This is a genomic window from Achromobacter sp. T5-5 (assembly GCF_055397965.1).
Map to the genome: position 1 here is coordinate 861,513 of NZ_AP027919.1, position 23,971 is coordinate 885,483.

11 protein-coding genes are annotated in these 23,971 nt (G+C 62.6%); 5 read left to right on the forward strand and 6 right to left on the reverse strand.

Annotation, left to right across the window (positions count from 1 at the left end; translation table 11 throughout):
* The first annotated feature begins 38 nt into the window (after nucleotides 1–38).
* The 4 genes from ACZ50Q_RS03940 (at nucleotide 39) to ACZ50Q_RS03955 (ending at nucleotide 3,443) form a co-directional block, all read left to right on the forward strand.
* Nucleotides 39–386 (forward strand): FliM/FliN family flagellar motor switch protein, encoded by a 348-nt coding sequence (locus ACZ50Q_RS03940; protein WP_464080629.1) that lies wholly within the window; start codon nucleotides 39–41, stop codon nucleotides 384–386.
* Between the two features lie 319 nt (nucleotides 387–705).
* Nucleotides 706–1,473, forward strand: coding sequence for a flagellar type III secretion system pore protein FliP (fliP, locus tag ACZ50Q_RS03945; protein WP_464080630.1), 768 nt, complete (start codon nucleotides 706–708; stop codon nucleotides 1,471–1,473).
* A gap of 14 nt (nucleotides 1,474–1,487) precedes the next feature.
* Nucleotides 1,488–2,264: a sigma-70 family RNA polymerase sigma factor gene (locus tag ACZ50Q_RS03950; protein ID WP_464080631.1), complete on the forward strand. Its 777-nt coding sequence runs from the start codon at nucleotides 1,488–1,490 to the stop codon at nucleotides 2,262–2,264.
* A gap of 60 nt (nucleotides 2,265–2,324) precedes the next feature.
* Complete coding sequence (locus ACZ50Q_RS03955; RefSeq protein ID WP_464080632.1) at nucleotides 2,325–3,443, forward strand: tetratricopeptide repeat protein; 1,119 nt, start codon at nucleotides 2,325–2,327, stop codon at nucleotides 3,441–3,443.
* A gap of 35 nt (nucleotides 3,444–3,478) precedes the next feature.
* Here ACZ50Q_RS03955 and ACZ50Q_RS03960 read toward each other — a convergent pair whose 3' ends face one another.
* From ACZ50Q_RS03960 to ACZ50Q_RS03985, 6 genes are read right to left on the reverse strand one after another with little or no spacing between them, the layout of a single operon-like run.
* A complete protein-coding gene (locus tag ACZ50Q_RS03960) occupies nucleotides 3,479–3,847 on the reverse strand; it encodes a hypothetical protein (RefSeq protein WP_464080633.1) in 369 nt (122 codons plus the stop codon).
* Nucleotides 3,848–3,855: 8 nt separating this feature from the next.
* Complete coding sequence (locus ACZ50Q_RS03965; RefSeq protein ID WP_464080634.1) at nucleotides 3,856–4,410, reverse strand: tetratricopeptide repeat protein; 555 nt, start codon at nucleotides 4,408–4,410, stop codon at nucleotides 3,856–3,858.
* Between the two features lie 27 nt (nucleotides 4,411–4,437).
* Nucleotides 4,438–5,556, reverse strand: coding sequence for an ATP-grasp domain-containing protein (locus tag ACZ50Q_RS03970; protein ID WP_464080635.1), 1,119 nt, complete (start codon nucleotides 5,554–5,556; stop codon nucleotides 4,438–4,440).
* Complete coding sequence (locus ACZ50Q_RS03975) at nucleotides 5,553–6,455, reverse strand: hypothetical protein (protein WP_464080636.1); 903 nt, start codon at nucleotides 6,453–6,455, stop codon at nucleotides 5,553–5,555. Before ACZ50Q_RS03975 ends, ACZ50Q_RS03970 begins: the two co-directional genes overlap by 4 nt.
* A 12-nt stretch (nucleotides 6,456–6,467) precedes the next feature.
* Entirely contained in the window at nucleotides 6,468–8,621 is a 2,154-nt protein-coding gene (locus ACZ50Q_RS03980) for a YcaO-like family protein (RefSeq protein ID WP_464080637.1), read from the reverse strand.
* Nucleotides 8,622–8,667: 46 nt separating this feature from the next.
* The gene (locus ACZ50Q_RS03985) at nucleotides 8,668–8,802 is read right to left on the reverse strand and encodes a hypothetical protein (protein WP_464080638.1); all 135 of its coding nucleotides are present in this window, start codon (nucleotides 8,800–8,802) and stop codon (nucleotides 8,668–8,670) included.
* Between the two features lie 242 nt (nucleotides 8,803–9,044).
* Here ACZ50Q_RS03985 and ACZ50Q_RS03990 point away from each other — a divergent pair, with 242 nt between their 5' ends.
* Nucleotides 9,045–23,969 carry a LysM peptidoglycan-binding domain-containing protein gene (locus ACZ50Q_RS03990; protein WP_464080639.1) on the forward strand — a complete coding sequence of 4,975 codons (14,925 nt, stop codon included), beginning with the start codon at nucleotides 9,045–9,047 and terminating at the stop codon, nucleotides 23,967–23,969.
* Nucleotides 23,970–23,971: the final 2 nt, after the last annotated feature.

The window sequence follows — 23,971 nt, forward strand, 5'->3', positions numbered from 1 at the left end:
GTCCACGATTCTTCATGGCTTTCACTAGGAGTACAGCATTGACGACTAATCAAGGCGACCTTGCAGGAGCAATGGCTCAGCCCCTGGACTTCCCGGAGGGCGTGAATCCCTCGGCAGAGCAGACCCCCTTGGCCATTCGCAATCTCAATCCGATCCACAGTGTCAAGGCGACCTTGTCCGTGCGCGTAGGCGAAGTCGAGTTGACCGTCGGCGACCTGATCAACGCGAAATCGGCCCAGGTCTTCGCCCTGAACCGCAGAGTGGACGAGCCCGTGGACCTGCTGCTTGAAGGCAGCGTGGTGGCGCGCGGCGAGCTGGTGGCGGTCGGGGATCATTTCGGTGTCCGGGTGCTCGAACTTCCCCTGGACCTGCGTTCGCTGGCATGAGTTCGGGCACACCGTTGGCATGGGCGCGCGGAAGCGAATTGACGTCCGGGCTGCAGTCCTGGTCTTGGGCGCTGGCTATCGTGTTGGCGCTGTTGGCTTGCGTTGCGGTGCTTTGGTGCCGCAGGCGCAGCGGTTCGCCGAAGTGGATCACCTCGGGCAACGCGCCGGTGCGTCGGCTAGGGGGGACGCGACTGAATCACAAAATCAGGTTGGAGGTCGTGGAGTTCGGCGGTCAGCGCATCCTGCTGTCGGTCAGCGAGACGGAAGCTCGCGAGATCGCGCGCGACGACGCTGCATGCGGCGCAGCCGGGAGCGCTCCATGAGATCCGCCGTTCGCGCTTTGGCAGCATGGTCAGGCGTGGCGACTTCACTGATCGCCGGCGGCGCTTGGGCGGCCGCGGCCAATGGCGCGCCGCCGGAACTGAACGCCACCATAGGCCTGGCGGCGGGTTCGGCCCCCGAAACAGCCACCGCGCTGCGCATCGCCATCGGGCTGACGGTCCTGAGCCTGTTGCCCGCGATGCTGGTGTGCATGACCGCATTCCTGCGCATCATCATCGTGCTGTCGATGCTGCGCCACGCTTTTGGCATGCAGGAGACCCCTCCAAACGCGGCGCTTCTTGGGCTATCGCTTTTCCTGACGCTGTTTGTCATGTCGCCGGTGATCCAGGAGGTCAATCAGCATGCGCTGCAGCCATTCATGCAGGGCGTCCTGTCGGTCGAGGATGCCTACGAGCGGGCCGCGCAGCCGATGCGGGCATTCATGGTCAAGCAGACCCGCGAGGAAGACCTGGCGCTGATGCTGGAGCTTTCGGGAGCGTCCAAGCCAGAAACGTTGGAGCAGGTCAGCAATGTGCAGCTGATTCCGGCATTCATGTTGTCGGAGTTGAGGTTGGCGTTTCAGATCGGCTTCGTGATCTTCCTGCCGTTCCTGCTGATCGACCTGATCGTTTCGAGCGTGTTGATGGGCTTGGGAATGATGATGATGCCGCCGGTAACGGTGTCCTTGCCGATCAAGATACTGTTGTTCGTGCTGATCGACGGTTGGGGACTGGTGCTGCGGTCGACGATAGGATCTTTCCATTGAGCACCGGGGCCACCATGACAGCCGCCGTCCATGAACCTGAATGGCCCGTCCCTCCCGATGAGGATGCGCTCTGGCGGACCTACCGCGCGCAGCCCACTCAGGAGATACGAGATCGGTTGGTCATGCGCTACCTGCCTTATGCGCGCGCTATCGCGGCACGTATGTATGCGCGCCGGGGAGGGCAGGACTTTGAATTTGACGACTACCTGCAGTATGCATCGCTTGGGTTGATGGAATGCGTGGATCGCTACCAGCCCGGCTTGGGGGCATCGTTCAAGACATACGCGACGACACGCATGGCCGGTTCCATCCTCAACGGGTTGGAAAAGTTGACGGAACGGCAGCAGCAGGTTGCCATTCAGCGCCGGCTGGCGAATCACGACGACCGCGCGGCGTCGCTGGCAGAACTGGACGACGGCGCCGAAGGCGGTGAATCAGCCGAAGAGTTGTTCCGGCGGCTCGCTGCAGTCGGCGTGGGGGTGGCGCTTGGGGTGCTGCTGGAGGGATCGGGACTGATCGAATGGCAGCAGTCGGAGAGCGGCAGCGGTCTGGGCGCCTACGAGCAGGTCGAACTCAAGCAGTTGAGGGACCGCGTGATCGCGCTGGTGTCCGCCTTGCCTGAGCGCGAGCGCCACATCGTGCGGGCCCATTACATGCAGGATATCGCCTTCCAGGATATCGCCGCCGAGATGGGCCTGACGAAGGGGAGAATTTCGCAGTTGCACAAGCGCGCGCTGGAGATGCTTCGGCAGCAACTTGCCCGGTATCAGCAATCCTCCGTGGACTTTTAGCGCCGCGGATCGCGTTACGCTTGACCGTTGAATGAACCTTGCCGCATAGGAACCCGCATCATGTCGAACCCCACAGACCGCCTGGACCGCTACGACGGTTACTTGCAGCAGGACCCGGACAACGTATCGCTGGCCGTGGAGGCTTTCGAGCTGGCATTGGGGCTGGGCCTGCATGGGCGAGCCGAGGGCTATCTGGATCGGGCGCAGGCCGCTTCCGCCGAAGATCCCTACCTGCAATACCGGCGCGCGTCGCTATGGGCCGCTCAGGGACGATGGGAAGAGGCGCTGGGGTTGCAGTCGGATCTTTGTCGGCGGTTTCCACAGCATGCGGACCTGCGTGCGGCGTTTGCCGGCCTTTTGCATTACGCAGGGAAATATGAGGAAGCCGAGGCGGTGTGGTCTGATTTGCAGGCGATGGGCAACCTGCCTGGCCATGCCTGGGCGAATCGGCTGCGCACCTTGCATTTCCTGGGCCGCCTGGAAGCGGGACTGGCGCTCGGAGAGGAACGTGGCGAGGAGTTGGCGCGACATCCCGAGGCTGCGGGTGTGCTGAGCCTGATTGCGATCGATTCCGGTCAGTTCGAGGCGGCCCGGCGCTGGGCCGCCCTTGCACTGGCTTCCCTGCCCGAATCGACGGAAGCCCTGACCACCGCGGGAGCGCTCGCGCTCGCAGCCAAGGATGCGGCAAGCGCCATTTCGGCATTGACGCGTGTGGTGCAGCGCAGCCCCCAGGAAGGGCGCGCCTGGTCTTCGCTCGGCATTGCCCACCTGCTCACGCAGGACGGGGCGGCCGCCCAAGCCGAATTCCAGCGCGCGACGGCGCTGATGCCGGGACACATCGGAAGCTGGCACGGACTGGGATGGGCATGCCTGTTGCTTGGCAATGTGGCGCAGGCCAAGGCTGCCTTTGAGCAGGCTTTGGCGTTGGACCGGAACTTCGGCGAGAGCCATGGCGCAGTCGCGGTTGCCTATGCGCTGGGAGGCCAAAGTGCGGATGCCAGCCGCCATATCGAATTGGCGCTGCGGCTCGATGCCGCGGCGTTGTCCGCCAGGTTCGCGCAAGCCGCGCTCTCTGGCGCACTGCAGCGGCCCGAGGAGTTTCAGGCGGTGGCGGCACGGGCGCTGCGGGGCGTCGAAGCGCCGGACGGGCGTTCCTTGATCGACTGGATCAGGCAATAGCAGACGCTAGCCGGCCAAACCGGCTAGTGCGTTGCCTAGGACTCTCTGGGTATGTCCAGCAGCAGGCGCGCGGCGCGCTGGCTGGCCGCCAGCAAATCCGGCTGCGCTTCCATGCGCTGCTGCACGATGTCCACGAGCTGATGAAATTTCGGATCGTTGATGAGGTTCGCGCCCAGATCGGAGACGAGCGCCGCTTCCAGAAAATAGCGAAATGCCTTGCGTTCTCGCTCCTGGTCGTCGGGCGCCAGGCTGGCTACGCGCTTGAGCAGTTCAGTAAACGCGGGTGGCTCCGCCGTCTTGCGAGCCGTGGCGGATTTGCCCATGCGGCCGGTGTTTCCTGCTCGCAGGCCAGAGACCGCCCGCTGCTGGATAAGCTGGGCCAGACGCCCAATGCCGTCAATCATGATTGGCTCTACAGGTTCTGCTTGTAGGATGCCAGGACGAACTGGGTCGCGGCCTCGTCTTGGGAAGCGTTGGAAGTATGGGCGCGCAGCGCCTCGATCTGTCCAGCCAGCATGCGCATGTCATGGTTCAGCGGCGCATTTTCCTGGTTGGCCGCCATGCCCTTGTCCAGCAGCAGCAAGGTGTCCTCAAACGCGTCGATGGCCAGCGCAGCGAATGCGCGCTTGAACCACACCAGATAATGGGATTCTCCCAGCAATTCCAGGGAATCCCAGGTCTGGAACGCGGTCTGTGGCCGGCCGCTGGTGTATTGCAGCAGCCCAAGCTGGAACCGCGCGGTTGCCAGTGTGGGGTCCCGCTGAAGGGCGCCGATGAATGCCGCCTCGGCAGCGTCGGGTGCGCCCATTTGCATGTGCTGGGCTGCAAGCAGCGCCAGCGTCTGTCCGGAAGAGGGGTGGTCCTCGTGGGCTTGGCGCAGGATGTCCAGCGCGCGGTCGCCATCTCCCTCTTCAAGCGCCTGGGCGTATTGGTCGAGAAAGGGCAGGGGGGGAATGGGGCTAGTCATAGAGGATCAGTGCGGCGGATGGAAGCGTCAGAGGGGGGCCAGCGACGACATCCGCATATCGCTGACCAGCGATTCCGCGAGCCGGGCGCAATGGGTGGCTTCCTGTCCGCTGACGGCGAACATGGGCCAAGCGTGACCAAGATCGAACGGGCGGTCCGAATCGTAGGCGACCTCTCCAATCAAAGGGACACATCCAGTGCCGAATTCAACCTTGCGGCGTCCGTGCTCCAAGGGTAACACCACGCGCCGGATGCCCACATAGGGGGCGACCCAGGTGAAATCAAGGGTTTCAGCCATCCCCAGCATGTAACCCAGTGCGGCCTGATAGTAGGGCAGACCCAGGCCTTGGAACGCACGGTCAGGCATCGTACCGGGACGCAGGTTGATGTCGATCGCGCACAGGTCGCCATCCTTCTCGACGCATTGGATATAGATGACGGAGTGGCGCAGGCCTGCGTCGTAAAGCGCGCGTATCATCTGGCCGATCTGCTCATGGCGGGGATGGTTATCGCCAAGCAGCATCCATTCGCACTGCAGTGTGTCGCGGGTAAAGCGCAAGCGTCCGCCTTCGTAAACGGCCACGGATTCGGGACCCGCGACGGCCGCCGCGGTGTACACGTCGCTATCGCCGATGTATTCCATTGTGAGATAGCGGCCGTACCAGGAGTTGGGATCGTTCTGATAGGCCAGGAAAGCATCCAGCAACTGCCGCTCGACCAGCCAGTCATGGAAGTGACGCAGGCTGTCGTAGCGTTGGTAGGCCCAGGGGTGTTCGGCAAATGATCCGCTGCCCTTGTCGGGCTTCACGATGATGGCGTAGGGTTGGTCCAGCTTTAGGTCTTCGGCGCGCAGTGGGGCATGGGCCCACAGCGTTGAGAATCCTTGTTGGGCAAAAAAGCGGTAGGCCAGGGACTTCTGGGTGGCGATCATCGTCGCAAGCACATCAGGCCCCGCCACGCCATGAAGCGCGGCCAGATTGGCCGCGTCCACGCTGCGGAAGTCGCTGCAGGCAAAGACGCCCAGCGTATTCGAGTCCGGATAGTCCGATACCCCGAGATTCAGCGTATCGGCAGCTGCCCGGTATTGTTTTTCCTTGGCTGCGCTTTCACGGCTGTAGGAGGAAAGCAGGACGATGTTTTTTTTCATGGACGGGCCTTCAGGGCGGGGTGCAGCTTACCGCTGCGCAGCAGGTCGAACGGGTGAGTCGTGCCGAAGTGCTGATTGGCTTGCCAGCGGTCCCCTTCGGCGTCATGGTCGAACCAGGGTGAAAAACCCAGGACCAGGTGAATCCGGGGTGTGTTGCTGGGCTCCTTTACGTAGACCCGATGCGGGATATTGGTATTGAACGTATAGGCGTAGCCAGGAGCCAAGAAATGTTCCGTCATCGTGTCGGAGTCGGGATGCGGCGTGTCCTTTTCGTGCTCGATCTGCAGGCGGTATGCGGGGTCAGATGTCAGCGGAATGTTCAGGCGCAGGTTCTCGAACACGGGTTCGTCGCGGTGCCATCCATCCATGAACTGTTCAGTGATCCCGCGCTCTCCGATCAGCACCGACAAACGCGACCGGATCAGCGTCAGGCCGCACTCGTCCAGGAATCTTCCCAATTCTCCCAACATGGAAGCGGGTGTCCGGGCGCGGAAGCCGTAGGAATCGAAGTAGGTATTCTTGAGACCTCGATGGCGCTGAACCGAGTTGTAGAAGAATTCATTGATCGGATTTAGGGAGGTTCCCAGGGTGGACTGATGCACGTCTTCCACGCCGGGATCTTGCATGTCAGGGTTATAGACCAGCGACAGGGACTGGTAGTTGTGGTCGTGATGCCGTCCTTCCGCCGAAAGCCAACCATGCAGCCCGTGGGTTGCGATGGCCTCGTGTGCGGCATCTTGCAAGCCTTGATAGAGTCCTGGCGGAAGCGGTATCGCCAATAGCTGAGACGAAGTTTTGCCATTGAACGCGGCGCTGGATTCCGCAAATGGGGTATGTGCCTTCAAATGCTGGACGATGGTGAGTGCGTCAGGAGCGTCGTGGACGGAGAACGTCGACATGGTCGTTGCCTATCAATTGAATGGATGTGGGAACGCTCGGCCCCGCCGCCGGGCGCTGCGTTGACGCAGGGCAACATAGGCCGGATGCCCGGCCGGTTCGTTGCCTGCCCCGAATTTGATGGGGATAAGGCCGGGGATGAAAGCCTTGATGGTGGGGGTGCCCAGGGGAGCACCATCGCTCAGGTCAACGGCGATCAGCTGTTGCCGATCGGCGCGCAGTTGCTCGATCAAGGTCGGCCAGTCGCGCGCCAGATTTCGCTGCGCCGGGAAAACGTCCGCCGGACCGGCCAGGGCGTCCGCGCGCCGGAAAGTCGACTTTTGGCCATAGAGCGCGGCATGATCGGACGCCTCGCGGACATGCGCGGCCCGGATCGGGGCCGGTTTCGGGTTGTGCAGCGAGATATAGATCTGGGCTTCGAGCTCCATCAGTGCGTGGTCCATTGCGGATGTGAAGTCATAGCCGGCACACGTGGCAACCCGTGTGAAATGTTGCTCCGCGGATTGCGCGAAGCAGAAGGCGACGTGGCAATAGGCGTGACCGATATCGCGCAGGACCACGCGCATCCCGGCTTGGCGCAGGCGCTGCACCCTGGCTTGCAGCGTTGTGGGGAGTTCGATTTCCGCGACGGCGATGGCCGGCACGCCCAGCCACAGACGCATGAAGGCGTCGCGTTCGATGAGCTCCAAGACCGCGTTCTCCAGCGCGGATGCGACGCTGGTGTGGGCGGCGGCCCCTGACGTGTTGGCGCTGGTGTAGGCGGATGGACGGGGCTGCGTCGCGAGGCCTTCTTCAAGGTAGATCAGGTCGGCCAGCATGAAGCAGCGTTCGTCCTCCAGGATGTTCTGCGCCGCCTTCCACAGATACTCCGCCTGCGGATCGAAAGGGCGATACGGAAAGTCAGGACGCCGGTACTGTGCCGCCCCATACCGCAGGACGCCCCGAGGATCTATGGCGTTCGGCAGGTCTAGTCCGCGCGCCCTGACGAGGCCTTGCGGCCTGAGCAAGGCCGCACGCTCGCGGCTTTCCATCGTGGCCTTGAGGCGCGCGCGTCCGGCATCCGGATCGCGGCCCCAAGACCAGGGATGAAAAGGATCGTGGCGGGCGCGGCACAAGAAAAAGGCGCGCGTGCCTTCGGCATCCCGCGCGTCCACCCATTCGAACTCTGCGTCGTCCGTCGCGTGGGGTGCGCCAGGAGAGCCCAGTATCACCGTCGTGATGGGCACGATGTCGTCTTCGCAGCCCAGCAGGTCAGCCAGATTCCTTTCCAGAAAGCCGCCTATCTCCACGGCATGGCAATCGCAGGCTGCCGCCGCCAGCAGCGCGTTCTGCGCGGCATGGCCTGCCTCCAGCGGAACGTACGACAGCGCGCGCGGACCGTACTTTCTGGCGCTATCGGAGAACCGTGCCGCGATGACCAGGATGCCCTGTGCCTGATCCAGCAGATCTGGCGAAGAGAAGGCCCCCTGCAGGGCGGACAGGTCGGCCTTCAGCGCGGTGTAGTGCAGGCTGGTTCCACCGCCCGCGGACAGCGCGTATGCGCCCACGTCGAGGGGGCCGATTGCCCGCAGGTTCAGGTAATAGTGCCGCAGCGGATAAAGCGCGCCCGCGGAGGGCACGACGCTGCGTGAGCGGTCGCTGTCTCGCACGACGCCTGCGGCAGCCCATAGCACTGCGGTCACTGTCTCGGCGGGGAGCGGCTCCTTGCCGAAGCTGCGGCTGGACACACGCTTGCGCAACAGCCGATGGAGATCCTCAGCGAGATTCCCGCTGCCCAGGGTGATGGCGCCATCGCCGGGGGCGTCGGACAAGCGCGTCTGTGCCGCGGCCATCATGTCCGCCAGCTCGGTCGGGGCAGGTGTCTCACCAATAGTCCTGGGGTTCGAAGCGTACGACCAGAGCTGGCGCGGAACGTCATGGACGCATACCAGCACCCGTTCGTCGACCAGCGTCTGCAATAGCCCTGTCGCCGCAGGCAGATCCCATTGCCGTTTCCGACAGGCGTCAAGCCAGCGGCGCGGCGTCATGAAGCCGTCGAAATCGTAAAGCGCGCGCAAGACAGCGCCTGGCGCCCGTATGGCAAACGTGCGGGCGGCTTGCCGGCATAGCAGGCTGTTGCCCTGCAACAGGCTTCCGGGCATCAACACATGGGGATGGTCCAGTTGCATGGCGGAATGCGGCGGGCGGGAGCATCCGTCCGCCGGGACTCGCTGATTACTTGCCGCTGCTGCCTGCCGGAACCGGCATTGCCTGGCTGCGACGCTGTTGGCTGGAAGCGGTCCAGGTGAATCGCTTGGGATCGTTTTGGCCGGCGACAGGTTGCGGCGTATTGACAGGGGTCTGGCTCATGGTTTCTCCGGAGTGGATACGTTGGCTCGCCTGATGGTCGGCCATGTGTGAAAGACCGGCTACCCGCCGGCTTGTACAACTTTTCCGGCCGATGCTGATGAGGTTTAGGCCCAGTTGAGAGAAGGTGATAAAGACCAAGCCGAGGCGCTAAACCTCCGGAGTGCGAGACGGAGAAGTTGATCACGGACAGTGCGCCCTCGAGATGAGCGGCCGGGAAAAACAACTGAAAGGACTTCCGAGATATGGTCGCGATCGTAAGTGGGAACAGCCTGGGCTTGAACCTCACCTCCTTGGGAACTCTGGGAGAGCGGGGCGTCGTCGGCAACGCCAATCTGGGTCGTGGTTCAGAGCAGATATACGTCAATCTGTCGAACGGTAATCTGGTCTTTCGGAACTTGGACGATCAACTGGCCGGGGTAGGTTCGCTATTCGGGTCTATTCGGACGTACAACAGCCAGGGAAATCTGGGGCATACAGACGCGTGGTCCATCGGCGCGGCACTCAAGAAGGTGCGGCTGGCGGGGCAGTTGAACCAGGCGGGAAGCACGATGGTCCGAGTCGACGACGACGGGTCGGAGCAGGTCTTCAACTACAACGCAAGCCTCGGCGCGTATTACGCCGCCAGTGGCGTTGATGCCTACGATTCCCTGTCGATGGATGCGGCATCAGGCCAATACGTATGGAAGGATGGCGCCACGGGGCTGACTGAACGTTATGAGGGTAGCGGAGCCGGAAGGATTCTGACGACGACGGACATCAGCGGGAACACGCGGACCTACGCATACGGTGCCAACGGCAAGCTGGTCAGTGTCACGGATGCTGGTGGCGGCATAACCTTCTACGATTACTCTGGCCAGAACCTGACCCAGATCCGTACGGCCACGGTCGAGAACGGTGTGGAGGTGATCCAGACTCGGGTTCGCTATGGGTATGACGGCCTCGGACGATTGTCGGCAGTGGTGGTGGACCTTTCTCCGGAAGACAACTCCATTGCTGACGGAAAGACCTTTCAGACGTTTTATACGTATGACGGTTCGAGCGACCGAATCGCATCGGTCTCCCAAAGCGACGGTACGCAGGTCTCCTTCGAGTACACGCAAGTCGGAAACACGTACAAGGTCACGCGCTCCGTTGATGCTCTGGGCCGCGTGACCCGTTACGGTTACAACCCGAGCGCGGGCCAGTCATGGATGGCCGACCCCCAGAACGGGTTGACCTATTTCCATTATGACGGCAATGGTTCTGTGACGCGTATCCGCACAGTGGGCGGGGGCGTCAACGGTAACGACCACACTGTCGAATACACCTACGGGTCTGGGCGGTTGATCCGAATCACCGAACCTGGTGGAAAGGTCATTAATCTGGCGTACGACGCGCGGGGAAACCAAAGGCTTTGGACAGATTCGGCGGGCAACGTCGTGACGCGGACCTTCGATCACCAAAACCGGCTGATCGCCGAGAGTGCCTATGTAGTTCCCGTGTCGCCGAACGGCAGCAGCGCCTATGGCGATCTGACCACACGCTATGTCTACGATACGGCCGGGCACCTGCGGTTTCAGTTGTCGCCTGCCGGGAACGTCACCGAGTACCGGTACAACGGCTTTGGCGAGCGTGTCAGCACGTTGCAGTACGCCGGTAACGTCTATTCGCTGACCGGGCTTACGACCGCAACCGCGCCGAGCGAAGCCCAGATGATCGCCTGGGTGGGCGCCGCGGATACGAGTCGAATCTCTCGCGTGGACGCGGTGTATGACTATCGCGGCATGTTGCAGCAGACGATCGCCTACCAGGAGGTCAATAGCGCCGGCGAAGGCGTGCTGGACGGTAATCAGGTGCTGACGCGCTATGTCTACGACCAGGCCGGCAGGCTCCTCACGAAGCTATCTCCCACAGGCGGTGCCACGTCGTATACCTATGATGGCTTGGGGCGTGTGTTGTCCGTTCAGGACGCGCTGGGCAACATCAACTACACCCAGTACGACGACGCCGGAAATCGCGTCGTGGTGGCGCACGCAAATGGCTTGAAGACCATTTCGACCTACGACAAGGGTGGCCGGAAAGTCAGTGAGATCGCGCAGGATGCGGCCGGCCAAAACCTGGGAGAAACCAAATACGCGTATGACGCGAATGACCACCTGATCATGACGACAGATCCAAGCGGATCTCGCACGTTCATGATCTACGACATGCTGGGGCGGAAGGTTGGCGACGTGGACGCCACCGGCGCCACCACCGAGTACGTATACAACGCGGCCGGCCTCCTGTGGCGCACGAACGTGTATACGGGCAAGGCGCACCTCGAGAGGCTTGCCGATCCCCAAGGCAATGCGCTCAACCCTCGCATGAGCAACGTGGTTCCCCCAACCGGCGCCAGCACCGTTTGGAACCTGTATGACACGTCTGGGCGTCTGGCCAAGACGATCGACGCGACCAATGCGATCACGGAATACCGCTACGACGGGGCGGGCCGGCTGATCCAGGAGATCCGCTACGCGAACCGGATGACCACCTGGAACGTGGCGCAGCCCAGCCGTCCCGAGCATGCGGTCGTCACGGCATCGGCCGGTGACGCCAAGACCGCCTATTTCTACAACCCCGACGGCAAGCTTCGGGGAACAGTGGATGCGGAAGGGGCAGCGGTAGAGTACGTCTACGATGGCGCGGGTCGCCAGGTGCAGAAAGTTGCCTACGCGACAAAGACGACGGTTCCGTCGATGACCGGAACTACGTCCTTCGACAGCGTCAAGCCGGCAGCATCCACCGCCGACATCAGCGAATACTGGCTGTACAACGCGCAAAACAAGGTGGTGGGACACGTCGACGGCGAGCGCTATCTGACGGAATCGGTTTATGACGCCAGCGGCAACCTGACCACTAAGGTTCGCTACGCCACTGCAGTGACGGGAGCGACGCCGGCCTCCACCCTTGCGCAATTGCGCCCGGCCTCGAGTCCCAGCGACCAGGTCTGGGTGTACACCTATACCCGCGCCAATCAGGTTTCATCCGAGCGCAATGCCGAAGGGGCGCTTACGCTCTATGTCTACGATGACATGGGCCGGCTGACCTCCACCGTCAAGGCCGCGGGAACGGCGAATGCGCGCAGCCTGTTATCGCGCTACGACGTGCAAGGCCGGCTGATCGCCGAGCTTTCCGGCGTGGGCGCGGCCAAACTGGATGGAAACCTGACGCAAGCCCAGATCGACCAGATCTGGAAGCAGTACGGCACGACTTACACCTACGACGCCGCGGGCCGGCGGACGTCCATGATGGACGGGCTCGGGCATCGGACGTTGTACTACTTCGATCAGGCGGGCCGTATCACCCATACCGTCAACGCCCTGGGCTATGTCGAGGAACGCGTCTATGACAACGTGGGCCAGTTGGTGGAGACAATCAAGTACGGGTCGGCCATCTCGCTGCAAGGCTTGAATGGCGGGCTGGTCAATGATGCCTTGCGCGTCGCCATCGCCGCAAGGAGCAATGCGGATGTGGATGTCCGCTCGACCTACCGCTATACAGCGGATGGCAAGTTGGCGGTCGAAACCGATGCCGCCGGGCAGGTGATTCAGCACACCTACGACGCATTTGGCAATGAGATTTTCCGCCTGACCAAGATCGCCGGCGCCATCAACCGCACGGACGCGATGGCGTATGACCGCCTCGGGCGCCTGACCCTGATCACGGATGACGCGACCGGCTACGCACGCAAGGCCACGCGCGAATATGACGCGTTCGGACGCGTGAAGACCTTGCGAGACGGCTACAACGTCGCCGTCAACCACGTGTACGACAAACTCGGACGCGAGGTGCTGACATACGATGCGATCGGCCAGAAAGGCACGGCCTACGATGCCTTCGGCAACGTGCTCTCCCGGATCGACGAGCTGGGGCGCCGTACCACCTATGCGTACGACCTCTCGAACCGCAGCGTGACGATGACCACCCCGGAAGGAGTGTCCGTCACCACTATCCACAATGCGTTCGGGCAGACCGTGGAGGTGCGTGACGGCAACGGCACTATCACGAAGTACGCCTACGACGCAGATGGCGACCTGATCCGTACCGAAGAAGGCGGCACGGTCGTCAGCAACACGTACGACCGCCTGAAACGCCTGACCGAAAGCGTGGATGGGCGCGGCATACGGACCGTCTATACCTATGACGCACTGGGGCAGCGCCTGAGCCGCGAAGTGGACCCCGAGGGCGCCAGGCTGCTTACGCAATATCGTTACGACGGATTTGGCCGGCAATACCAGACCATCGACCCCGCCGGTCATCAGACCCTGGTCACGTTCGACAAGGCCGGGCGCATTCTGTCGTCCACTGTCGACGCTGGCGGCTTGAATCTGGTGACCCGGTACACGTACAACGAGGCCGGCCAGCAGTTGACGGTGACCGCGCCCAACGGTGTGGTGACCCGCTACGCCTACGACAGCCTGGGGCGTCGGAATTCCGAGACACTGGACCCGGATGGCCTGGCGCTCAAGACCGTCTACGACTATGACCTGAACGACAATCTGATTGCCCGGACCGACCCGGGCGGCGCCAAGACGCTTTACGCGATGGACCAGCGTGGCCGTTTGGTATTGACCGTGAACCCCAACGGTTATGTCGTCGAAACCCGCTACGACGCTGCCGACCAGATTATCGGTACGATTTCCTACGCCACGCCGGTGGATCTGAAGTCGACGGTTCCGCTTCCCGGCGAAACCCAGCTGCGCGCATTGATCAAGCCAGGTTCGGCCGATATTGCCGAATATCGCTATTACGATGCCGACGGCCGCCTTGCGATGACCGTGAGCGGAACCGGAAACGTCGTGACCTATCGGTACGACGGCAACGGCAATGTCGTCGAGCGTACTGCCTATGCGAACCGTTTGCCGGCGGCCAGTATCGGCTCGGCCCAGATGCCCGCCGCGCCCCAGGCCAGCGCCTTATATGACCAGCGCCAGCGGACCGTCTACGACGCCCTGGATCGGGCCATATTCCAGGTCGATGGCACGGGGGGCGTGGTGCGCCAGCGCTACGACGCCAACGGGAACGTCATCGAACGCGTCGCGTATGCCGCGCGAATTCCGCTGGACACGCCGCTGGATGAGGCGGCCATGGAGGCCGCCCTTCTGCCGTTGGCCGACGCACAGCGCGACCAGCGCAGCGTGAACGTCTACAACGGCGCCGGGTGGCTGACCCACACGATGAACGGCTTGGGCGCCGTGACGCAGAACGTCTACGACGCGGCAGGCAATCTGCTGAGCCAGACGCGCTATGCCACGCGCATGCCCCTGGACAGCGATCCGGCCTTCGTGCCATCCGATCCGGGCGACATCACCATCTCCCGCGTTTTTGACGGTGCTAACCGCCAAGTCGCGGCAGTCGACGCCAACGGCAACGTCACCCGTTACGTGCTGGACGCCGCCGGCCGCGTCATCTTCCAGATCAACCCGTTGGGCGCGGTCTCCGAAAGCCGCTATGACGCGGCCGGCAGGCTTACTGTCGCACGCGAATACTCGACACCGATTTCCCTGGCCGGGCTGAGCCAGCGCGTAACCGAGGCCCAGGTCCGCGCCTTGTTGTCGCCGCAATCCGCCGACCAGATCGAGTATCGCTATTACGGCGCCGACGCTCGTCTGGCCATGACCGTCAACTCGCTGGGGGCGGTGGTGACGTACCGCTACGACGCCAGCGACAATCTCAGTGAACGGACGGCCTACGCCAACCGTCTGCCCACGGCCAGCATAGGCTCGGCGGAAATGCCTGCCACGCCTGTCGTGGATATCGCCTACGACCAACGCGAACGCATGGTCTATGACGCCTTCGGTAGAGTCGTGCTGCAGGTGGATGGCACCGGCGCCGTCGTGCGCCAGCGCTATGACGCGAACGGCAAGGTCATCGAACGAATCGCCTATGCCGGCAGGGTTCCCGCCAACGTGGCGTTGACAGCCACGGCCATCGACGCGGCACTGGCGACGGTGGCGGATGCCGCACGCGACATCCGCACCGTGAATGCCCATGACGGAATCGGTCGCCTGACGCATGTCATGAACGGCCTCGGCGCCGTTATGGAGAGCATCTATGACGCGGCCGGGAACCTGGTGCGCCAGATCCAGTATGCAGCGCCGGTTGCGACGTCGGCTGATCCCCGGAGCGTGCTGGGAAGCCTGAAGGACCGGGCCAGCGATTGGGCATATGACGGCCTTGGAAGGCAGATCCTCGCCGTAGACCCGACAGGGGCGGCGACGCGCCGGGTTCTGGACGCCAATGGGAACGTGGTGCAGGTAATCAGCTATGCCACGCGGTTGGACGCCGGCGTTCCTCGCACCGCCGACGCCATGCTTGCCTCGTTGGTCTCGGACGCGAAGGACCGCGCTATCACCACGGCGTACGACGCCGCGGACCGGGCTGTCTGGGTGGTGGATGCGGAACGGGGCGTGGTGCGCAATACCTATGACGCCGCCGGCAATCTGTTGTCCGTCTTGCGATATGCGGACCGCTTGCCGGGCAGCGATCTCATCGGCGCCGACCCCGCCAGCCTGAGCGCTGACGAATTCCGCATGCGCATGATGGCGCCCGTCTGGACCATCGGGGCGCCGGACACGAAGAACCGCGAGACCCGAACCATATACGGCGCGACGGGACTTCCGCAATACAAGATCGACGCAGGCGGCTTCGTCACGGAATTGCAGTACGACACACGCGGCAATCTCGTTCGCAGCCGTCAATACGCCACGGCCGTCTACCTGGATGACTACCCGAACCTGAGCGCCGCCGACCTGGCGGGGGAATTGAGACCCGACAACGCGCGAGACCGGGTGGATTCCTATGTCTATGACGCCAGCGATCGTCTGTTGGGCACCACCGATTCCCTGGGGAAATCCGAGTCATACACCTATGACGGAGTCGGGAACAAGCTCAGTTTCGTCAACAAGGCCGGCAACAAGTGGACCTATGAATACGATGCGGCGGGTAGGCTGACCGTCGAGAGATCGCCGCTGATCAATGCGGTCGGAACCGTGCAGGATGGCGCGGGGAACCTGGTGGTCACCGGCGCTCAGTCGGTATCGATGGTGACGCGCAACGTCTACGATGGGCTGGGCAACCTGGTGGCGCGCACCGAAGCGGATGGCCGCCCGGAAGCGCGGACGACCCGCTATGTGTTCGATGCCGCCGGTCGCCAGATCCGGACGATCTTTGCCCCGGTCGACGTCTACAACGTCCAGGCGGACAACCTGCTGACCAACGGCGCTTCGGGCGTCGCCACCCGCAAGGAAACCACCGGGGTATCGTTGAATGCCGATGTGCTGTACGACGCATTCGGCAATGCCGTCGTGGGCCGCGATGTTGCGGGCGCGGTCAGCTACAAGGTCTACGACAAGAACGGCGCGCTGAAGTATGAGGTGGATGCCGAAGGCTACGTCACGGAGTACGACCGCAATGCCCATGGCGACGTGACCCTGCGTCTGCGCTATGCCACGAAAACGGGGCTGCCCGCGCAGGGCTATGCCGCACTGACTGCCGAGGCCGTCGCTGCCGCGATCAACGCCGCCGGTATCGATCACAGTGGCGACCGGGGGGTGGTTACCAGCTTCGACAAGCTGGGTCGGGCGGTGGAAGTCAGTCAATCGCAGATCTACGCCTACGATTCATCCGCGGCGGCCGGCGCCCAGTATTTCACCAGCAACAAGCTGACACGCACGGAATACGACGCCTTCGGCCAGGCCGTCGCTGTTCGCGAACTGATCAATCCCGTGTCCCAGGTATGGGCGACCACCACGCAGTATTTCGATCGGCGCGGCAATATGACCGCCAAGGTGGACGCACTGGGCTATGTCACGACGATGTCTTACGACGGACTTGGCAACAAGACGTCGGTACGTGAATACGCCAAGGCCGCAAGCGTGTGGAACGCGGATTCCTTTACCTTGCCTGTCACGGACGTGAGCGACCGGCTGCTGACCTACACCTATGACGCGCTTGGCCGGAATACGTCGGAAACCCGCGTCGGCGTTGAATACAGCACGCAGTCCAATGGGGGCTCGGGCAGGGGAGACCTGAAGACCGTCTTTGGCTACGATGTGCTGGGGAACCGTACGCGGGTCACGGACGCCAATGGCGCATCGACCTATACCTACTACGACGCGCTGGGCCGGGTCACGGCCATCGCCGAACCGACGCGCGCGTCGCCGAGTTCCGGCGTCGCCCTTACGCCGTTGACGACGTTCCAGCACGATGCGCTGGGCAACGTGGTGGCGACCATCCAGCACGGCGGGGGCGCGGCTAGCGCCAACGAATTCGCCTATGCGGCCGCTGCGGGCCAGAATCGGGTCACCATTACCCGCTACGACAGCCGCGGCAACAAGATCCAGACGACCGACGCCAACGGCAAGAGCACATTCGCCTCATTCAACGCGGCGGGCCAGATGGCCAAGCAATGGCGCGGGGTGACGGGCAATGACGGTAGCGTCAAGACCTGGTTCCAGGCGTTCGAGTACGACAGGTTGGGGAACCAGACACGGGTGATCGATCCCGCTTCTACCTCGGTGCTGAAAAGCGGCATTCAGACGGGGTGGGCTTCTTCCGCCAAGGAGTTCCGCCAGAGCGCCAAGTACGTCATGACCGGAACCAACACCATCAACTTGAACTGGTCGTCGTTGATCGACGCCGGTGGTGGATTGGTTCGCGTCCAGGTCTACTACAGCACCGTCAGCACCCTCTATAGCGAGACGATCGCCGACGAAGGCGGCGAGGGTGGCGAAGGCGGCGTGTCCACGGGCGGTACGACCATTACCTATGGGTCTCCCAGTGTTGCCACCAGCCGCACGATGGATTTCGGCGCTGCCGCTGCGGCGTCTGGCGTCTCGATAAGCTGGAGCGACTATCGCGTGCAGCAGGGCGGCATATCGGAGCTGAGCTATCTGCGCGTGTGGCAGCAGGATGCTGCCGGAAACTGGGTCAGCAAATGGGAAGGGAGCAACGCACAGGCCAATGGGTCGGGAATCTTCGAAGTTTCGCAGCAGGAGGCCGGCTGGTCTGACACGGTCACAGAATACAACGCCTTTGGCGAAGTGGTTCGTAGAGGCGTCAACGGTGGGAAGCAGGAGTACTACCAGTATGACAACGCTGGAAACGTAATCCGCTCCAACGCCAACGACGGAAAAGACCAGATCACCCTGTATAACCTGCAGGGCAAGGCTACGGCCAACATGACCAGCGATGGGGCTGGTGGCAGCAACGTCAACGTTGCGGCCATCGGGTCCATCCAGCAAGCGGCGGCCATGGGCAATCTTCGCCGTGAGGACATGGTGTATGACCTGCTGGGCAACGTCTTGCAGAGCAAGGCGCCCGTACGGTCGGTATACGAGGGCGGGGTGACCGTCAACCGTGACTTCACCCATGCCACCGTATCGTCCTCGGCCACGCTTTATTACATTCCCAAGCCCGGAACGGGCGGTGACGAAGGCGGCGGCGAAGGTGGAACTGGAGAGGCCGGTGAACCGGTGGATCCGGGAACGCCCGCCTGGCGGGGGACCAACAGCGTCCAGCTGGGGTGGACGAGCCTGGCGGGACTGGGGGATGGCGACGTCCGGGTCGTGATGACTTATCAGAGTTCGGGGGGCACCCGCCGAACCATCAGCCAGGACTATCCTTCCAGCGCATCGGCCTCGGGTGTGGTCATCAGTTGGGACGGAACAGCGACCAATACCACGGACGGGGGCGTGAGCCGCGTTGTCGCCATGGTGGTCTACAAGAAGGACACCAACGGCAGCTGGCAAACCGTCATCAACCAGCAGGAGACGTTCGGCAATACGGGGAACTTTGTCGATATCGTCGCGCCGGTCGATCCTTCGACAGGGGTGCGGTTGGAAATCCGGGTTCCAAATGGCGGCTGGTCCGAAGTCGGCCTGATCAACTACGGCAATTCCTATCGCTATGACGCGGCGGGCTTGCCCCTCGGCAACTACGAGTATCGCGTTTCGCATATCGGACGCGATGGAATCGTGAAGCAGACGGGCTCCGGGTCGCTTGCGCTGTCAGCGCCCAACCTGGCTTCGATCGGCGGGGCGATGGGCTTTGGCGCCGTGGGCAATGATGTATTCAGCTGGCCTTCGTTTGGGGTGGGCGTCGACGCCCAGTTCCGCTACCGGCCTGCTGGCGGCGGGGCCTGGACTCAGTTGCCTGTTTCCGCCCGAAACTCGGGTCACGATGGCGTGGACTGGATTCCCATGAACCCAGGCCAGTACGAATACGAGTTGCTGCTTGTCGACCGAGCCTCCGGCGCTGCCTACGCGCATGCGACCGGGGTTATCAACAAGGCTGCGGCCATTCCGGATCGCTGGGTTCCGCCGGTCGGGATTCCGCCGATTACGCAAAGCCTGAACCTGGAGGCCGGCAGCACCGGTATTTCGTGGACGACCTCCGAACAGCGAGATCAGGACGGAACTGCAGTTCTCATGTTTCGCCTGCAAGGAAGCAGCGTCTGGCAGTCGGTGGTGTTGAACAAGAGTTCGACGGCACAGCCATTCGGTCCGGTAGATAGCGGCGGCGTGGGCGAGGGCGGTGAGGGCGGCGAAGCCGGCTCGGGCGTCATGACGTATTGGGTCCGCCTGGGACGCCTGCCCGCCGGAAACTACGAGTTCGACTTGGTCTTCACCCCCACGGGCGCATCCGAACCGAGCAAGCATCGCATTGGCGTGATTTCCCAAGGAGCCACCACGCCAGGCTATTACTACACGCGTTATTACACGGTGACCGTGCCTTATCAGGTATGGGTTCCGTCCACTGGAAGCGGAGAAGGCGGCGAAGGCGGAGAAAATGGCTCCGAGGGCTATTGGACTACCGAGTACCGCGAGGAGCAGCGTTCCGAGCAGGTCTGGGTGAATGCTGTCGAACCCTTGCCAGGCATGTCGCAGACGACGGCGACCTATGTGGCGGGGTATGTGGTCCCCGGAAGGCCCACCAGCTATTTACTGAGCAGCACGACCGCTCAGAACCCGAACCCTATCAGTACCCACATTTCGGGTCCATTGGGTGTCGCCGCCACTTGGACCCCCGTGGGCGCCAACGGCGGCTATCAGTCCGGTCGTCCCACGGTCGAGCGGACTTACGATCGCTGGGGCAACGTTGCGACGGTCACGGATCCCAGGTCTCCGTACTGGATCACCCGCTACACCTACAACGCCAACAACCAGATGACTTCCGAAGTCCGGCCGAATGCGGATGGGGTCGTCGGCGCGGGTCCAGCCACCTACCTTTACTACGACGCCGTCGGCAACAACGTTGCCACGCGCGACGCCAACGGCAACGTCAACGGCGTCCAATACGATGCGGGCGGCAACCGCATTCGCGAGATACATGCCGATGGCGGCGTCTTCCGCTATGAATACAACGCGCTGGGCGACAAGGTGGCGTGGGTCGACGCCCTGGGCAACACCACCGGCTACACCTACGACAATATCGGCCGTCTGATCCTGACGTCCACCGCGGCGGTCGCCAATTACGCCATCGCGGGCAACGCAGTGGACCTCGTCCATACGGGTTACAAGACCGTCATCGAACGCGTGACGTATGACGAGCTGGGCAACAAGCTCAGTTCCTCCAACGGCGCGGGCGAGACCACCTACTTCCGCTATGACCTGCGCGGCAACGTCACGGGCGTGCGCAAGCCAGGAATGTCCACGGAGCTGCGCACCGCCTATGACGCGCGCGGCAACAAGACGTTCGAGGCGGACGGCAACGGCAACGCGTCGACCTGGGCCTATGACTATTTCGGCCGACTGGTGGCGCACACCGACATCGGCGGCGCCAAGTACTTCTACACCTACGACAACGCCCGCCAGTTGCTGACCCAGACGAACACGCGTGGCCAGAACCTGAACTACAGCTACGATGCCGCGGGCCAGGTTACGAAGATCTACGACGCTGCTATCGGGCAGGTCACGGACTATGCCTACGACCATGCGGGCAACAAGGTGCGCGAGCGCACCGCGCAGGGGGGAGGCGTCTACCAGAACAACATCATGGCGTATGACGCGCTGGGACGGTTGCGGCAGGTCTCGGACAGCTACCTGCGCCAGATCATCGATTACGACGCCAACGGCAACCGGACCCGGGTGCAGACCCAGTACACCGATGCGTCCGATACCTGGCGCAACCGCGACTACTGGTACGGCTATGACTCGATGAACCGGCAGACAACGGTCGAGGCCGTGAACGCCAATCTGGAGATCAATGCGGCGCAAGGCCACAAGCTGACCTATGACGCGAACGGCAATCGCCTGAGCGACCAGTATTGGGACAAGGTGATCTACGCCGATGGCGGCACTGCCGCCGGCTTCACCACCGAGACCTACGGCTACGACTCGCTAAACCGCCTGACCACGCTGCGCCGCGACGGGCAGTTGCTGGATGCGCGCTACTACGACGGCGCGGACCGTGTCGTCATGAGCGGCATCGACGGGTCGCAGGGCAAGGCCTTCTTCGACCGGTCCGGCCTGGTGAACGAACAGAAGCGCAACATGTACGACGCCGCGGGACGCCTGGCGAACGTGCGCGTGCTGCACATGTCGGCCGGCGGCCTCGCCAGCCGCTATAACAGCGCGTATACGGGCTACGACCAGGCCGGCAACGTGACTCAGTACCGCATGGACATGTGGGAAGGGACTTCGTACACCAATACCTATACCTACACGCACACGCGCTACGAGGGCTACCGCGAGGCGACGCTTTCGGGTGTGAGCACCGAGCTGGATCCGGGCCAGACGACGTACCAGTACGACGTCAACGGCAACATGGTGGGCGTGGTCGACAGCAAGGACGGCAGCAAGAACCAGACGCTGATCAACGACGTCAACGGCAAGATCCTGATGCGCGTGCAGAACGGCACGACCATGCGGTCCCTGGTCGTCAACGGCGAACTGATGGGCACCACGGGCCCCAGCGCCGGCGCCGACGACTTCTCGCCGTCGTTCCGTCCCATCGACGGCGGCAACCCGTCGGCCAGCCCGGGCTCGTACCGCATCCAGGCGGGAGACACGCTGCAGACCATCGCGCAGCAGGCCTACGGCGACAGCCGCCTGTGGTACCTGGTCGCCGAGGCCAACGGCCTGGCAAGCGACCGTGACCTGCGCGTGGGCGCAACCGTCACGATCCCGAACCGCGTGACGGGCAATCACAACGACTACAAGACCTTCAAGCCGTACGACCCGGGCAAGCTGATTGGCGACACCCAGCCGACGATGCCGGTGCCCGAGGCGGACAGCGGCGGTGGAGGGGGCTGCGGCGGGATCGGGAAGATTTTTGTTGCGGTGGTGGCGGTGGTGGCGACGGTGTTTACGGCGGGGGCGTTGGCGCCGCTTGCCGGTGTTGCGATCGGTGCGGGTGGAATCATGGGTACGGGCGTGGCTGTGCTCACAGCCACGACCGCGATGTCGGGGTTTGCCGCGGTTGGTATCGGCATAGCTGCTGGAGCAGTTGGCAGCATCGTGAGCCAAGGCGTCGGAATTGCGACCGGTGTGCAGTCGAAGTTCAACTGGGGCGGCGTGGCAATGAGCGCTTTGGCATCGGGTGTCGCAACGGGAGTTGCTGCATCGCTCAACGGTGCGAGCATGCTGGGTAACAACGCTGCGATTGCCCAGAAAGCTGCGACTGGTACTTTGCCCACGCTTACCGGCTCGCGTTCGCTGGACATGGCGATTCGATCGACGGTCAGTTCGACAGTGACGCAGGGCATCGCCGTAGCGACGGGCCTGCAATCACGATTCAGCTGGAGCAGCGTTGCCGCCGCAGGAGTGGGAGCCGGGGTGGGTGCCGCAGTGGGTGCGTCTGTGTTCCCACAGGGAGAGGGCTTCGAATGGGATCTCGCCCGTGGGTTTGTCGCTGGAGCCGCAGGCGGCGTCACGGCCTCAGTGCTATCTGGCGGGAAGGTGAACTATCTGCAGGTGGCGGCGGACGCATTTGGGAACGCGCTGGGGAACTCCGTCGTTGAGGCGTCCACCAGGGCGTCGCAAAACGCGAGCGTAAATGAAGTACTGCAAAAGGCCGGCATTGACCCCGATCGGTTGACGAACAGCAGTCAGGACAAGATCCTTGTTGACGTCACCCGAGGTTTGGTGAGGCAGGGTCACGATATCCAGGACATTGCGAAATTTGTTGGCGATTCGAGTATTCAGGCTGGATTGTTCAAGACATCGGCATTGGCGAACGACACGCTTGCAGCTTTGCCGCTTGACGAGATATCTCGGTACCGCACAGCTCCCGCGGCGGGAGATGCACTGGTTTCAGAAGTGGCAAGCTGGACCTTGGGGCAGGATGGACGTCCGATGTTTGAGTACCCCGTCGTCACAGCCGTCGCTGACCCATTGCCCGGGTGGATAGATCCTTTCACGAATAATGTTCTGCGACCGATGATGACGGGCGCCGCAGCAGTCGGCGCGTTTGCGGCAGAGCACGGAACGCTTGCGACGGTCGCCACCTCGGGCATGCAGCTGGCACTCATGGGACCGGCCAAGTTTGTCAAGACAACGCTGGTTGACTCCGCCGTCGAACACGTGTTCGGCGAGTACAAAGCACAACTTGATGGCTTCATACACGAGCGGGCTTCAACGTTCATCGAACAGCAGTGGGGGTTCGCTCCGGATGAGGCAAGCTTCCTGGCGCATGGAGCGACGTTTGCGGCTCAACTCGCGTTGGATAGCGCGAAGAATGCGCTGGGTACGGCGAAGACTATAAGCAACATAACAAAATCCGACACGCGCCTAAGTGTCGGATCGGCGTCGGGAAATGTTTCGAATAAGCAACTTTTGCCAAATGAAGGCCAGGTCGCTCCTTATAGTGTTCTTAGAAAAGCGGGCTCTAAGGGTGATAATATTACTCCGCATCATATCCCCTCCGCTAATCATATGGCTCAATATGGTGTCAGTATGGGCGATGGCATATCGATAAATATGGAGCAGCCCACGCCGGGAGTTGGCGGTCGGCACCGAGCTACTTTCACCCATGGAACTAAGGCTGACGCCAATATGACTCCTCGCGACGCCTTGGCAGCTGGGGTGTGGGATGCCAGAGCTATTTATCAAAAGGATGGGCTTTATGGCTCCTATGTTAGGCAGCAGTTGCAAGATATAATTCTTCAAAACAAGAAAAAATATCCCGCCATCTTTCAGAGGAAATGATA

Excerpts from the sequence above, each read along its gene's own strand:
- ACZ50Q_RS03950 (WP_464080631.1), top strand. The coding sequence starts at position 1,488 with ATGACAGCCGCCGTCCATGAACCTGAATGGCCCGTCCCTCCCGATGAG.
- ACZ50Q_RS03985 (WP_464080638.1), bottom strand. The coding sequence starts at position 8,802 with ATGAGCCAGACCCCTGTCAATACGCCGCAACCTGTCGCCGGCCAAAAC.
- ACZ50Q_RS03965 (WP_464080634.1), bottom strand. The coding sequence starts at position 4,410 with ATGACTAGCCCCATTCCCCCCCTGCCCTTTCTCGACCAATACGCCCAG.
- ACZ50Q_RS03980 (WP_464080637.1), bottom strand. The coding sequence starts at position 8,621 with ATGCAACTGGACCATCCCCATGTGTTGATGCCCGGAAGCCTGTTGCAG.
- ACZ50Q_RS03955 (WP_464080632.1), top strand. The coding sequence starts at position 2,325 with ATGTCGAACCCCACAGACCGCCTGGACCGCTACGACGGTTACTTGCAG.
- ACZ50Q_RS03975 (WP_464080636.1), bottom strand. The coding sequence starts at position 6,455 with ATGTCGACGTTCTCCGTCCACGACGCTCCTGACGCACTCACCATCGTC.
- fliP (WP_464080630.1), top strand. The coding sequence starts at position 706 with ATGAGATCCGCCGTTCGCGCTTTGGCAGCATGGTCAGGCGTGGCGACT.
- ACZ50Q_RS03990 (WP_464080639.1), top strand. The coding sequence starts at position 9,045 with ATGGTCGCGATCGTAAGTGGGAACAGCCTGGGCTTGAACCTCACCTCC.
- ACZ50Q_RS03970 (WP_464080635.1), bottom strand. The coding sequence starts at position 5,556 with ATGAAAAAAAACATCGTCCTGCTTTCCTCCTACAGCCGTGAAAGCGCA.
- ACZ50Q_RS03960 (WP_464080633.1), bottom strand. The coding sequence starts at position 3,847 with ATGATTGACGGCATTGGGCGTCTGGCCCAGCTTATCCAGCAGCGGGCG.